Source organism: Actinomyces procaprae (genome assembly GCF_004798665.1).
Lineage (GTDB): Bacteria > Actinomycetota > Actinomycetes > Actinomycetales > Actinomycetaceae > Actinomyces > Actinomyces procaprae.
In genome coordinates this window covers 18,219-30,909 of sequence record NZ_CP039292.1, presented here as the reverse complement: position 1 = coordinate 30,909, position 12,691 = coordinate 18,219, and the positions used below count along the sequence as shown (strand labels likewise).

11 protein-coding genes, 1 tRNA gene and 1 pseudogene are annotated in these 12,691 nt (G+C 69.9%); 11 read left to right on the top strand and 2 right to left on the bottom strand.

Annotation, left to right across the window (positions count from 1 at the left end):
* Window positions 1-1,152 (bottom strand): NADH-dependent flavin oxidoreductase, encoded by a 1,152-nt coding sequence (locus E4J16_RS00135; protein WP_204519882.1) that lies wholly within the window; start codon window positions 1,150-1,152, stop codon window positions 1-3.
* 190 nt (window positions 1,153-1,342) lie between these two features.
* Between E4J16_RS00135 and E4J16_RS00130 the strand changes: the two genes are divergently transcribed.
* Both E4J16_RS00130 and E4J16_RS00125 read left to right on the top strand, forming a co-directional pair.
* Entirely contained in the window at window positions 1,343-1,966 is a 624-nt protein-coding gene (locus tag E4J16_RS00130; RefSeq protein WP_136192095.1) for a phosphoribosyltransferase, read from the top strand.
* A 6-nt stretch (window positions 1,967-1,972) separates the two neighbouring features.
* Window positions 1,973-2,452: a VanZ family protein gene (locus E4J16_RS00125; protein ID WP_240038189.1), complete on the top strand. Its 480-nt coding sequence runs from the start codon at window positions 1,973-1,975 to the stop codon at window positions 2,450-2,452.
* Between the two features lie 128 nt (window positions 2,453-2,580).
* Here the strand turns inward: E4J16_RS00125 and E4J16_RS00120 are convergent.
* Window positions 2,581-2,667: transfer RNA gene (locus E4J16_RS00120), tRNA-Leu, on the bottom strand.
* Window positions 2,668-3,022: 355 nt separating this feature from the next.
* Here E4J16_RS00120 and E4J16_RS00115 point away from each other — a divergent pair.
* The 9 genes and pseudogenes from E4J16_RS00115 to E4J16_RS16315 form a co-directional block, all read left to right on the top strand.
* The gene (locus tag E4J16_RS00115; protein ID WP_136192094.1) at window positions 3,023-3,730 is read left to right on the top strand and encodes an FhaA domain-containing protein; all 708 of its coding nucleotides are present in this window, start codon (window positions 3,023-3,025) and stop codon (window positions 3,728-3,730) included.
* Entirely contained in the window at window positions 3,727-4,182 is a 456-nt protein-coding gene (locus E4J16_RS00110; RefSeq protein WP_136192093.1) for an FHA domain-containing protein FhaB/FipA, read from the top strand. Before E4J16_RS00115 ends, E4J16_RS00110 begins: the two co-directional genes overlap by 4 nt.
* Complete coding sequence (locus E4J16_RS00105; protein WP_136312897.1) at window positions 4,179-5,618, top strand: PP2C family protein-serine/threonine phosphatase; 1,440 nt, start codon at window positions 4,179-4,181, stop codon at window positions 5,616-5,618. Before E4J16_RS00110 ends, E4J16_RS00105 begins: the two co-directional genes overlap by 4 nt.
* Entirely contained in the window at window positions 5,615-7,111 is a 1,497-nt protein-coding gene (locus E4J16_RS00100) for an FtsW/RodA/SpoVE family cell cycle protein (protein ID WP_136312896.1), read from the top strand. Before E4J16_RS00105 ends, E4J16_RS00100 begins: the two co-directional genes overlap by 4 nt.
* Entirely contained in the window at window positions 7,108-8,601 is a 1,494-nt protein-coding gene (locus tag E4J16_RS00095) for a peptidoglycan D,D-transpeptidase FtsI family protein (RefSeq protein ID WP_136312895.1), read from the top strand. Before E4J16_RS00100 ends, E4J16_RS00095 begins: the two co-directional genes overlap by 4 nt.
* Window positions 8,598-9,209 carry a serine/threonine-protein kinase gene (locus tag E4J16_RS15405; RefSeq protein ID WP_240038188.1) on the top strand — a complete coding sequence of 204 codons (612 nt, stop codon included), beginning with the start codon at window positions 8,598-8,600 and terminating at the stop codon, window positions 9,207-9,209. Before E4J16_RS00095 ends, E4J16_RS15405 begins: the two co-directional genes overlap by 4 nt.
* Window positions 9,210-9,319: 110 nt before the next feature.
* Window positions 9,320-9,856 (top strand): serine/threonine-protein kinase, encoded by a 537-nt coding sequence (locus E4J16_RS15400; protein ID WP_240038187.1) that lies wholly within the window; start codon window positions 9,320-9,322, stop codon window positions 9,854-9,856.
* Window positions 9,853-11,673 (top strand): Stk1 family PASTA domain-containing Ser/Thr kinase, encoded by a 1,821-nt coding sequence (gene pknB / locus E4J16_RS00085; protein ID WP_136312894.1) that lies wholly within the window; start codon window positions 9,853-9,855, stop codon window positions 11,671-11,673. The genes E4J16_RS15400 and pknB overlap by 4 nt, the downstream gene beginning before the upstream one ends.
* Window positions 11,674-12,282: 609 nt before the next feature.
* Window positions 12,283-12,612 (top strand): annotated as a pseudogene (locus E4J16_RS16315) (IS1/IS1595 family N-terminal zinc-binding domain-containing protein); the annotation flags it as partial.
* Window positions 12,613-12,691 lie beyond the last annotated feature (79 nt).

The window sequence follows — 12,691 nt, the reverse complement described above, 5'->3', positions numbered from 1 at the left end:
TCAGTAGTCCTCGCTGCGGTAGCGGGGGCTGAACTGCTTGGAGCGCGGATAGAAGTCGGTCCCCATCCGGGTGCCCTCCAGCATGGCCTGCGTGTAGCGGTAGCTGTCGGCCTTGTCCCAGTCGAAGGTCGTCTCGATCTCGTCCTCGCGGCCGGTACGGATCAGCTCGATCAGGTGCGGGTTGAGCAGGACGCTCTTGCCGATGGCCAACAGCTCGGCCCAGCCGGTGTCCCAGGCACGAATCATGTCGTCCGCCGTGTACAGGTTGCCGACGCCGATCAGCGGCAGCCGCCCACCGATGCGCTCATGCAGCAGCTGCATGCGGGTCAAGGAGGTGTCCGCATCCCGACGCGCCTTCTTGTAGAAGTCCCACAGGGACACGTGCAGGTACTGCAACGGCTTTTCCAGCAGGGCGTCGACCAGGGCGAAGGTGTCCGCCATGGTCAGGCCCCGCTCGCCGGGCTCCTCCGGGGAGAAGCGGTAACCCAGGATGAAGTCGGGCCGGTCGTGCCGACGGCGCACGGCGTCGACGGCGTCCACGACCGCCAGCGGCAGCGCCATCCGCTTCTCGCGCGAGCCGCCCCAGTCGTCGGTGCGCAGGTTGGTGTTGCCGGAGAAGAACTGCTGCACCAGCCAGCCGTTCGCGCCGTGAATCTCCACGCCGTCCAGGCCGGCCTCAAGGCTCAGCTCGGCGGCACGGACGTAGGCGTCTACCAGGCCGCGCACCTCCGCCTCGGTCATGCCGCGGGAGCCGGCGAAGGGAGCCGTGGTGGGGGAGACGACGTCGTGCCCCTGGGTCATCTCCCTGCGGGCGTGCAGTCCGGAGTGGGCCAGCTGGACGACGGCGAGCGCACCCTGCGCGTGAGCGATGTCCGCGTACTCCTTGAGCGTGGCCAGGTGCCGGGAGTCGAAGGCGTTGGGCGACTCGAAGCCGATGCCGCCCGGCGCCACATTCGTCAACGGCATAATAAACAAGGAGAAGCCCTCGAAGCGGTCGTTCCAGAAGCGGCGGGCGGCGTCGGTCAGCTCGCCGTCGGCGCCCGCGTCGTAGATCGTCAGCGGCGCCACGACGAGCCGATTCTTAAGCGTCACGCCGTTGTTGAGTTCCAGGGGTTCGAATAGCGGCGCGTACTTCGGGTTCATCTCACTCATCGTGGATGCCTCTCTATGGGATGGGTCCCGGCCGGTGCCGACCGGGCTTGCCTCCCACAACCCGTGGGACGCCGCGTCATTTCCCGCCGCCGACCGTCTACCCGGTCACGTCCGGGCGCAGGCGCCGTCGTTGCCCGGTTGCAGTGCGACGCGCGTGATCCACTCCACCCGCCGCCGCTACGATTCGAGCGTGACCGACGCGATCAGCCCCGCCCCGACCACCACCCCCTTCGACGACGGCGCCACCTCGGACGCCGCCCCCGACCGCGAAGAGCTGACCTGGGAGCTGTTCGGCCGGGCCGAACGCGAGCTGTCAGCCCAGATCGTGGCCTCCGGCTGGGTGCCCGACCTGATCATCGCCATCGCCCGCGGCGGCCTGATTCCCGCCGGCGCCATCGGCTACGCAATCGGCATCAAGGCCATGGGCGCCGTCAACGTCGAGTTCTACACCGGGGTGGGCCAGACCCTGGAAGAGCCGGTGGTACTGCCCCCGCTCATGGACGCCTCCGACCTGCCCGGTAAGAAGGTGCTGGTGGTCGACGACGTCGCCGACTCCGGCAAGACCCTGAAGATGGTCATGGAGCTGCTGCAGCACCGGGGCCTCGACCTGGGCGGTGAGACCGTCGCGGTGGACGCCCGCAGCGCCGTCATCTACCGCAAGCCGCACAGCATCCTCAAGCCCGACTACTGCTGGCGGGTGACCGACAAGTGGATCAACTTCCCCTGGTCGGTGCTGCCCGTGATCACCCCCTCATCCCTGGATCAGGAGGGCACCGACCAGCTCGATGCTCGGGCGGGAAGCATCAAGGGCTGAGGGGCCGTGACCGTGCCCCCTGAAGCGCCCCTCCTTTCGCCGCCCGACGCCGACCAAGACTGCGCGCCACGCCTCCCGACACGCGCGAGCAGCGCCGCCCGTGCCCTCGCCGCGCTCTACTTCGCCACCGTCACGGTCGCAGTGGTTTGGCCGTCGGGGGCCGACGTGTCCGCCTTCAAGGACGGACTCGGGCCGTGGTTCCTCACTCCCGCGGGCAAGGACATCGCCCTGAACCTGATCATGCTCACCCCTTTGACCACCCTGGCCACCCTGGGCTGGCCAAGGGTGCCCTGGTGGGTGTGGGCACTGGCGGGCTGCGCCGTCGGGGTGGGGGCCGAGTTGGCGCAGTGGGTCCTGCCCGGCCTGGACCGTCGCCCCTCCCTTGCCAATGTGCTTCAGAACGGCGTCGGCGCCTGGGCGGGAGCGACGCTCAGCCACGTCCTGCAGATGCGTATGGCTCGGCCTGCGACCGGTCGGGGACATTGAGCACGCAGGGCTAGAGCATCGCGGTGCGTGCCGCTCACCCCCTGTTCGCCCCCGCATACCCCCGCGCACGAAGAGCCGGCGAACACACGACGAAGGCCCGGGCTGGTGAACCAGCTCCGGGCCTTCCCTGGTGCGCGGGGGGGGACTCGAACCCCCATGATCGCAAGATCACACGGACCTGAACCGTGCGCGTCTACCAATTCCGCCACTCGCGCTTTGAAGTGCCTTGATCGTATCGGCTCGGGGGCGCCCGCGTCCAATCCTGACCGCCACTCGCGGCCGTGAGACCGCTCACCCACACCGTGCCCCGCAGCCGGCCCTGGACCCCGGACGGCACCACCACGCCGCCGGCGGCGCCGATCGCAACATGGTTGTCGCGTCGGCCGGGCCGCCGAACGGGTCTCACCGGTTACCATGGAGCCAGGTCACCTCTGGATTCCTGCCCATATGCGCACAGTCTTCGGGCAGTCCCTGTATCGTGGCCCGATCAGGCCGCGCGCCGGGCACCCGCCCGTCTCGCGAACGGCAGCGGCGCCGCCGCAGCCGGTTCAAACACACCGGAGGTAGTCAATGGGTCTCCTGGACAAGTTCGAGAAAGGCGTCGGCAACGTCGCCAATCGGGCCATGTCCCGCTTCTCCGATGACGTAGAGCCCATAGAGATCGCCTCCAAGCTGCGGGAGACGATGGACAAGCGTGCCGCCTCCTTCGCACGCGACCGCTCCGTGGTGCCCAACGTGTTCCGCATCCACCTGGCCCCCAGCGACGTCGAGCACCTGAGCAACTGGGGCCTGGATGAGATGGTCCGCCAAATGGAGGAGGTCGCCACCACTTACGCAGGTGAGCAGGGCTACTCCTTCGTCGGACCGGTCGACGTCTCCTTCGTTCCCGACGACGCCCTCACGCCACCAACCATCGACATCGACTCCTCCACGCGCCGCGGCGCCGCCGCACCCGCGGCCGCCGCCACCGCCTCGCCCACGCACCCCATCCTGGACATCGACGGGCAGCGCTACCTGCTCACCGGCCCGGTCACGGTGATCGGTCGTGGCAGCGAGGCGGACATCATCGTGGACGACTCCGGCGTCTCCCGGCGCCACCTCGAGATCCGCCTCACCCAGGGGCATGCGATCGCCACGGACCTGGGATCTACCAACGGCACCTTCGTCGAGGGCCACCGGGTCGACGCCGCCACCCTCCTGGACGGCAATACACTCACCATTGGCCGCACCCGGATCATGTTCTGGGATGGCACACAGGGCGCAGGGACCAACGGGTGAGCCAGCTCGCATTCACCATCGCCCGGCTGGGATTCCTGGTCCTGCTGTGGGTCTTCGTCTTCTTCGTGGTGCGCGCGCTGCGCCGCGACGTCGCCGAGGTCTCTGCACCCCCGGCACGACGGCGCTCCACCCGCGACGCCGCCCCCGTGGGACGCAACCGCGGCCCCACCCGCCTGGTCATCACCGAGGGTCCGCTGGCGGGCTCCATGGTGCCGCTCACCCCCACCTCCATCACGATCGGCCGCGACCAGAACTGCACGCTCGTGCTCAACGACTCCTACGCCTCCTCCCGCCACGCCCGCGTCTTCCCCAAGGACGGCGCCTGGTGGTTGGAGGACCTGTCCTCAACCAACGGCACCACACTGGCGGGACGCCCCGTCCACGGCGCCGTTGAACTGCCCGTCGGAGTGCCGGTGCGAATCGGCCAAACCACCTTGGAGCTGCGCCCATGACCATCTCCCTGCGCTACGCCGCCAGGAGTGACGTCGGGCTGGTGCGCGCCTCGAATCAGGATTCCGGATACGCCGGACCGCACCTGATGCTGCTGTGCGACGGCATGGGCGGGCCCGCCGGCGGCGACATCGCCTCCGCCGTCGCCGTCGAGCACCTGGTGCCCCTGGACGCCGACTCACACCAGGCCGGCGAGCTGCTCGACCTGCTGCGCGGGGCCGTCCAGGAGGCTCACGCCGACCTGATCTCCCTGTCCAACGACAACCCCGACCTGGCAGGCCTGGGCACCACCTGCATCGCCGTCATGCGCTCCGGCAACAAGCTGGCCATGGTTCACGTCGGCGACTCGCGCGCCTACCTGCTGCGCGACGGCGAGCTCACCCAGGTCACCACGGACCACACCTTCGTGGAGTACCTGGTGGAGACCGGCAGGCTCACGCGCGACCAGGCGCGCCGACACCCGCAGCGCTCAGTACTGCTGCGCGTGCTGGGCGACGCCGAGGGCGAGGTACAGCTGGACGAGTCCATCCGCGAGGCGGTGCCCGGGGACCGCTGGCTGCTGTGCTCCGACGGGCTCAGCGGCCCTGTGTCGGCCGAGACGATCGGCGAGGTACTGGCCACCGTGGACGACCCCGGCCAGGTCGGTGATCAGCTCATCGACCTCGCCCTGCGCGCCGGCGGGCCGGATAACGTCACCGTGGTCGTGTTCGACGTCGTCGACGACGACCCCCAGCCGCAGACCGACACCCAGATCGTCGGCTCCGCCGCGAACCGCCGCGCGCGCCTGCGTCAGGCCGCCACGGGCGACAGCTCACCGGTCCCCCCCGAGCCGACGGAGTCCGTGCAGGCGTCCACTCCCGCCGCCAAGGCCGCCGCCCTGGTGGCCGGCCTGGACTCCGCGCCCGCTCCCGCAGACACCGCCGAGGAGGAGGCGGTAGCCGCCCAGGCCCGCACCGAGCTCAATAACCGCCGCAGACGCAGGCTGCGTTCAATGATCGCCTCCCTGATCCTGGTGCTGGCCCTCATCGGCGCCGGCGCCCTGGGCTACCAGTGGACCCAGTCCCAGTACTACGTGACCACCCTGAACGGTCGGATCGCGATTTACCAGGGCATCCCCCAGGCGGTGGGCCCGGTCTCATTGAGCCACGTCGTGCAGACCTACAGTCGGCCCACCGTCGATGAGCTCAACGAGCAGATCCAGGCCAAGCTGGACCGGACCGTGCAGCAGCCCTCCCTGGACGCAGCCCGCCAGTACGTGCGCACCACCGTGATGGACAACCTGGTGGACACCCCCGCCACCACCCCCTCCCCGGAGCCGAGCCCGACGCCAACTCCCTCCCCGCGGCCCTCCCCGTCCGAGCGCACGACGCCGACGCCGTCCTCATCCGCAACCCGGGCCCAGGGCCCCACGGCAGGGCGGCAGGAACCGACTGCATGACTTCACCGACCTTCCGTCCCTCCACCGTCCCGGGTTCGGCGTCCTCCCGCCACACGGGACGCTGGGCCGAGGCCGGGCTGCTCATCCTCGCCCTGGTCATCGGCCTGGCGGCCTTCGTGCTGACGGCTGTCAACCGCACCGGCGCCTCCCCGGCCCAGTCGCTCCAGCTCGCCGCCGCCCTCGCCGCCGTGTGCCTGGTGGTGCACCTGTGGGTGCGGCGCACGGCCCCATGGGCGGATCCGGTGCTGCTGCCGACGGCGGTCGCCCTCAACGGCATCGGACTGGCCATGATCCACCGGCTGGACATGTCCTATGAGCGGTTGGGCCAGACCCACGACTACGGCCCCAAGCAGGCTATCTGGACGGCACTGGGCGTGGTCCTGTTCTGCCTGGTGCTGCTGGTGCGCGACTACCGGCTGCTGCGTCGCTGGGACCACTGGGCCATGTGGGGCGGACTGGGGTTCCTGGTGCTGCCCTTCGTACCCGGGCTGGGCACGGAGGTCAATGGCGCCCGCATCTGGATCCGGCTGGGGCCGATGTCCTTCCAGCCGGCGGAGCTGACCAAGGTGCTGCTGGCGGTCTTCTTCGCCTCCTTCCTGGTGTCCAACCGGGACAACCTGGCCCTGGCGGGACGCCGCGTGCTGGGGATGAACCTGCCGCGCGCCCGGCACCTGCTGCCCCTGCTGGTGGTGTGGGGGGTGAGCATCGTGGTGCTCGTGCTCCAGCGCGACCTGGGCTCCTCGGTGCTCCTGTTCGGATTGTTCGTCGTCACCCTGTACGTGGCCACCGACCGGCCCAGCTGGCTGCTGATCGGTGCCGCCCTGTTCCTGCCCGCCGCCTGGTTCGCCGCCACTCACCTCGGCCACGTGCAGCAGCGCATCACCGCGTGGCTGCACGCCATGGACCCGGCGGTCTACGAGATGCCGGGCGGCTCCTGGCAGCTGGTGACCGGGCTGTTCGGCATGGCCTACGGCGGGCTGATGGGAACCGGATGGGGCGAGGGGTATCCGAACCTGACCACCTTCGCCAACTCCGACTTCATCGTCGCCTCCCTGGGGGAGGAGCTGGGCCTGACGGGCACGCTCGCCATTCTCATGCTCTACCTGATCCTGGTGCAGCGGGGACTGCGCACCGCCCTGGCGCTGCGGGACGGCTTCGGCAAGCTGCTGGCCACCGCCCTGTCCTTCACCATCGCCCTGCAGGTGTTCGTCGTCGTCGGCGGGGTCACGCGCCTGATCCCGCTGACGGGCCTGACCACCCCGTTCCTCGCCTACGGCGGCTCCTCCCTGATCGCCAACTGGATCATCCTGGCGCTGCTGGTGCGCCTGTCCGACGCCGCCCGCCGGCCCACTGCGGCCGCCCCGCGCATCATCGACACCGCCGAGCTGCCCTCCGCGCTGCGCAAGCGGGTGCGCGACGCCGACGACGACGCCGGAGCCGGCCCGCCCGCCATCAGCCCCAGTCCCCCCGCACCCGAGGAGGACAGCGCATGAACCGGCAGATCCGACAGGTCACCGTCCTGGTGCTCGTCATGATGCTCTCCCTGGCGGTCTCACTGACCAGCGTGCAGGGACTGAGCCGCCCGGCCCTGTGGGAGTCCTCATCCCGCCAGGGCACCCTGACCACCGACACGCGCAACGCCCGCATGGTCTACGCCCAGTTCGGCACCGACCGCGGGCAGATTCTGGCGGGCGACACGGTGATCGCCGACTCACAGGCCACCGACGATGCCTACACCTACCAGCGCACCTACCCGGCGGGCGAGGTGTACGCCCCGGTGACCGGTTACTTCTCCACCGCCTTCTCCTCCATGACCGGCCTGGAGCTGGCCGCGAACCCGGTACTCAACGGGGAGGACCCCTCCCTGTTCTCCAGCCGCATCAAGTCCCTGATCACCGGTGAGACCCAGCAGGGCGGCGCCATCAAGCTGACCATCGACCCCCAGGTGCAGCAGGCCGCCTGGGATGCGCTCGGCGGACGCAGCGGCAGCGTCGTCGCCCTGGATCCCTCCACCGGCGCGATCCTGGCCATGGTCTCCTCGCCCTCATACGATCCCAACCTGCTCGCCTCCCACGACGACGCCACCGCGCAGTCCGCCTGGGACGCCCTGGCGGCGGACCCCGCCAGGCCGCTGAGCAACCGGGCCATCTCCGGGGACCTGTACCCACCCGGATCCACCTTCAAGATCCTGACCATGGCGGCGGCACTGCGCACCGGCACGGCGAATGCCAGCACCCAGGTGGACGCCCCGGACACGCTCACCCTGCCGGGCACCAACCACGCCCTGTCCAACTACGCCGGTGAGTCCTGCGGCAACGGCTCCGTGACGCTCACCTACGCCTTCGCCGAGTCCTGCAACACCCCCTTCGCCCAGCTCGCCATGGACGTCGGCGACGACGAGCTCGCCACCGAGGCCGCCAACTGGGGATTCGGGGCCGACCTGGAGATCCCGCTGCCGGTGACGCCGTCCACCTACCCGGCCAATGACTCGCAGGCGCAGACCGCCATGGCCGGGATCGGCCAGGCCTCCGTGCGGGTCACCCCGCTGATGATGGCCTCCGTCGCCGCCACGATCGCCAACGACGGCAAGCAGATGACCCCCTACCTGGTCGCCCAGACACTCGACTCCGACCTGTCCGTCGTCTCCACCACCTCCCCGTCCGTCGCACGCACCCCGATCGACTCCGGGACTGCGCAGACCCTCTCGGAGATGATGCAGCAGGCCGTCACCGACGGCACCGGCACCACCGCGCAGGTGGCGGGGGTGACGGTGGCCGGCAAGACGGGCACCGCCGAGACCGGCTCGGCCGAGGGCGGTCCGGTCACCTGGTTCGTCGGCTTCGCCGGCACTGACATCTCATCGCCCACGATCGCCCTGGCGGTTGTGCTCGACGGCGGGGAGCAGACCGCCACCACCGGCACCGGCGGCTCCGTCGCAGGCCCCATCGCGGCATCCGTCATCGACGCGGCGGTGGATCAGTGAAGCCCGAGGCCGGGCTGGAGCTCCAAGGCCGCTACCAGCTCGTCGAGCGCATCGCCCTGGGCGGCATGGGCGAGGTTTGGCGCGCCACCGACCTGCGCTCCGGACGGGCGGTGGCGGCGAAGATCCTGCGCCCCGAGCTCGCCGGGGATGAGATCTTCCTGTCGCGGCTGCGCGCCGAGGCGGCGAACTCGCGCGGCCTACGGCACCCGAACCTCGCCGTCGTCCTGGACTCCGGCGAGCGGCGCGGCTCCGGCTGGATCATCATGGAGCTCGTCCAGGGGCGGGCCCTGTCCGACATCCTCGCCGAGCGGGGCACCATGGAGCCCGACGAGATCCTGCCGATTCTGGCGCAGGTCGCCCGCGCCCTGCAGGTGGTGCACGACTCCGGCGTCGTGCACCGCGACGTCAAGCCCTCCAACATCCTGATCAACCGGGAGGGACTGGCCAAGCTCACGGACTTCGGCATCTCCATGGGCGTCAACCAGCGCCCCATGACGGCCACTGGCATGGTGATGGGCACCGCCCAGTACCTGGCCCCCGAGCAGGCGATGGGCAACATGGCCACCCCGTCCGGGGGACCTGTACGCCCTGGGGGTGATCGCCTATGAGGCGCTGACCGGCCACCGTCCCTTCACCGGGTCCACCCAGGTCGATATCGCCTTCGCCCACGTCAACCAGCCGGTGCCTGCCCGACCGCCTGCCGGCCGAGGTGCGCGAAGTGGTCATGGAGCTGTTGGCGAAGAAGCCCGCCGACCGGCCCCGGTCCGCGCGCGAGCTCGCCCGCCGCCTGGACCGCATCGTGGTCAACCTGCCGGCCGAGTCCTGGGACCCTCAGCAGCCTCCCACCTGGGCCGCCACGGGCCGCGCCGTCCCCGAGCGCGCCACCGCCGACACCCCCCCGGGGGCAGGAGCCCAGGGGGTGTCCGTCGCCGACGCGCAAGCGGAGGGCCGGCCCGGGTCCGGCTCGAAGCCGAACACAGCCGGCCCCTCCACCCGCAGCATCCCGGCCATCGAACACACCCGCTCCGCCGTCGCCGCGGCCCCCACCCAGGCGCCGACGTCGACCCGGCACGCATCCGGCAGGGGACGCTTCGGGCTGCCCGCCGGCAGCATCCGCATCGTGGTCACCGTCGTGGTTACCATCGTGATCCTGCTCGCGCTGCTGTTTACGGCAGGTACCCTTGCCTCAGCGCACCCGGGCGCCTCCCGTGATCATGCGGCCGTGCCCACCACCTCTTCCAAGGAGGCACTGTGACGATTCAGTCCCCTCAGCAGATGCTTGCCGGACGCTACGAGCTGCGAGAGCTCATCGGTCGCGGCGGCATGGCCGAGGTGCACCTCGGTTATGACACGCGTCTTAGCCGAATCGTCGCCATTAAGCTGCTGCGCTCGGACATCGCCGGCGACCCCACCTTCCAGGCGCGTTTCCGCCGCGAGGCGCAGTCGGCCGCCGCGCTCAACCACCCCTCGATCGTGGCCGTCTACGACTCCGGCGAGGAGGAGCTGACCCAGCCCGACGGCTCCACGCGCGTGGTTCCCTTCATCGTCATGGAGTACGTGGAGGGGCACACGGTACGTGAGCTGCTCGGTGAGGGGGAGGCCGTGCCGATCCCGGAGGCGGTGGAGATCACCACCGGGGTGCTGGACGCCCTGGAGTACTCCCACCGCGCCGGCATCGTGCACCGCGATATCAAGCCCGGAAACATCATGCTCACCCAGGCCGGCGCGGTGAAGGTCATGGACTTCGGCATTGCGCGGGCCGTGGAGGACTCCGCCGCCACCGTGACCCAGACGCACGCCGTGGTCGGCACCGCCCAGTACCTGTCCCCCGAGCAGGCGCGCGGCGAGGTGGTGGATGCCCGCTCCGACCTGTACTCCACCGGCTGCCTGCTGTACGAGCTGCTCACCGGACAGCCGCCCTTCACCGGCGACTCGGCGGTGGCCATCGCCTACCAGCATGTCCGGGAGATCCCGAAGACGCCGTCGTCCATTGCGGCGGACATCCCCGACTCCCTGGACCGGGTGGTGCTCAAGGCCCTGGCCAAGAACCGGGACGACCGCTACCAGGACGCCGCGCACATGCGTGCCGACCTGCTCGCGGCTGCCCGCGGCCTGGATGTGGCGGCGCCCGCCACCGATACCTGGGCGGCCACCACCATCATGGCCCCCGAGCCCTCCGCCGCCGCCCCCTCACCGGATGAGGAGCCCGCGCCGTCGCCGACGGATGAGGGGCAGCCGCGCCGCCGCTGGTGGGTCTGGGTGCTGGTGCTCATCGCCCTGATTGCACTGGGCACGGTACTGGGCCTGTCCGCCGCCGGGATCCTGGGCAGCGATCCTGAGCCCACACCGACGCCGTCCGCCACCGCCGTGGCAGTCCCGAGTGTGGCCGGCATGAGCGAGTCTGACGCCCAGGAGGCCATTGAGGCCCTCGGGCTGACATACGAGAAGGGCGACGACGTCAACTCCGACACGGTGGACTCCGGCCTGGCCGTGTCCACCGACCCGGGCGAGGGCACCTCGGTGCTGCTGGGATCCACCGTAACCGTGCACTTCTCCTCCGGCTCGGCGATGGTGGATGTTCCCGACGTGACCGGTAAGTCTCAGGCGGATGCGCGCAGCGACATCACCGATGCCGGCCTGAGCGTCGGCGACGTCACCACCGAGGACTCCGCCGACGTCGCCTCCGGGCAGGTGATCCGCACCGACCCGGTGGCGGGCACCCCCGTGGAGCGCGGCTCGTCGGTCTCCCTGGTGGTGTCCTCCGGGAAGACCACGGTGCCAAGCGTGGTGGGCCTGTCGCAGGATGAGGCGCAGTCCGCGATCACGGCGGCTGGGCTGACCTACAACAGCTCCACGGTGGAGGAGACCACCGAAGATGAGAGCCTGAACGACCAGTACGTCGTCACCGCGATCGAACCGGGTGAGGGCACCTCGATCAACACCGGCCAGTCGGTGACGCTGACGATCACGCACTACACCTACAGGGCGCCCGCCACCGCCGAGCCGACCCATCAGGCCACCTCGGCGCCGACCGCGGAGGCGAACGACGGCAACGCCGACCACAACAACTAGGCCGCGTGAGTCATTCGAGGTCGGTAGATCTTACGTACCGAGATCGGTAGATCTTACGTGCCGAGGTCGGTAGATCTTACGTACCGAGGTCGGTAGATCTTACGTACCGAAGTTGCCGCGTGTGCCTCCGGGTGGGCCCGCCTGTGTTCTCGGTGAGGATGGTTGTGCGCAGTCAGGCGACCACGGCGTTCCCGTGGTGTCGGGGGCCCGGTTGCCGGTAGCCGAAGGGGGTGGGTGGGTCTTGCGCCGCCCCGTTGGACCGCTCACGCCCCGTTGGACCGCTGTAACCAGCGGCTACGGCGGTCCAACGGCGGCACAGGGGTCCATCGAGGGTACAAGCGGTCCAACGGCGGCACAGGGGTCCAACTGGCAGGCTCAGCGGCCGGGTGGGTCTCGTAGTGTGGTGGCAATTCCCGCGAGGGGTCCGCTGTGGCAGGGGGCATCGTGGAAGCCCGTTTGTTCATCCGTCCAAAGATTCACGAAGGAGACCCACGATGCCCGACAACAAGTCGGCCGTGTCCACGCCGATTCAGGAAGTCCTTGCGGAAGCCGCCGGCATGAAGGCTGCTGCGGACGGTGAAATCGACCAGGTTCCATAACCCGGGGGCGATGCCGCGTAGGTACTCCAGGCGGCCATCGACGGCCTCGGCGGTGGCGTCGGATGTACCGGGGGTGGACGGGAGCCGGCCAGGGCGGTCACCCTGCCGTTCACCTCGGACCATACCCAGGCAGGAGAGCTCTTCCGAGCTATCGGCGCAAATACGTGTAGGGTCGGGACTTTTCGTTGAAAAAGTAGGGGAAAGGCGGGGTCGATGGAGGTGGGCAGGATGCAGCACTCCTCGCCCCGACAGACCGTGTTGTGCGGGATGCGGCTCCGGGATCATTCGTAATGGCTCCACCACCGCCCGGCACCCGCGCTGGAGGTGCAAGGACTGCGGGGCCTCGACCACCAGCCCCCGTCGCCGATCAGCCCTGCCCGGTTCCGAGGGGCCTTGGAGCCTCAACGCAGTTCAGTCTC

Excerpts from the sequence above, each read along its gene's own strand:
- E4J16_RS00095 (WP_136312895.1), top strand. The coding sequence starts at position 7,108 with ATGAACCGGCAGATCCGACAGGTCACCGTCCTGGTGCTCGTCATGATG.
- E4J16_RS00100 (WP_136312896.1), top strand. The coding sequence starts at position 5,615 with ATGACTTCACCGACCTTCCGTCCCTCCACCGTCCCGGGTTCGGCGTCC.
- E4J16_RS00105 (WP_136312897.1), top strand. The coding sequence starts at position 4,179 with ATGACCATCTCCCTGCGCTACGCCGCCAGGAGTGACGTCGGGCTGGTG.
- E4J16_RS00115 (WP_136192094.1), top strand. The coding sequence starts at position 3,023 with ATGGGTCTCCTGGACAAGTTCGAGAAAGGCGTCGGCAACGTCGCCAAT.
- E4J16_RS00135 (WP_204519882.1), bottom strand. The coding sequence starts at position 1,152 with ATGAGTGAGATGAACCCGAAGTACGCGCCGCTATTCGAACCCCTGGAA.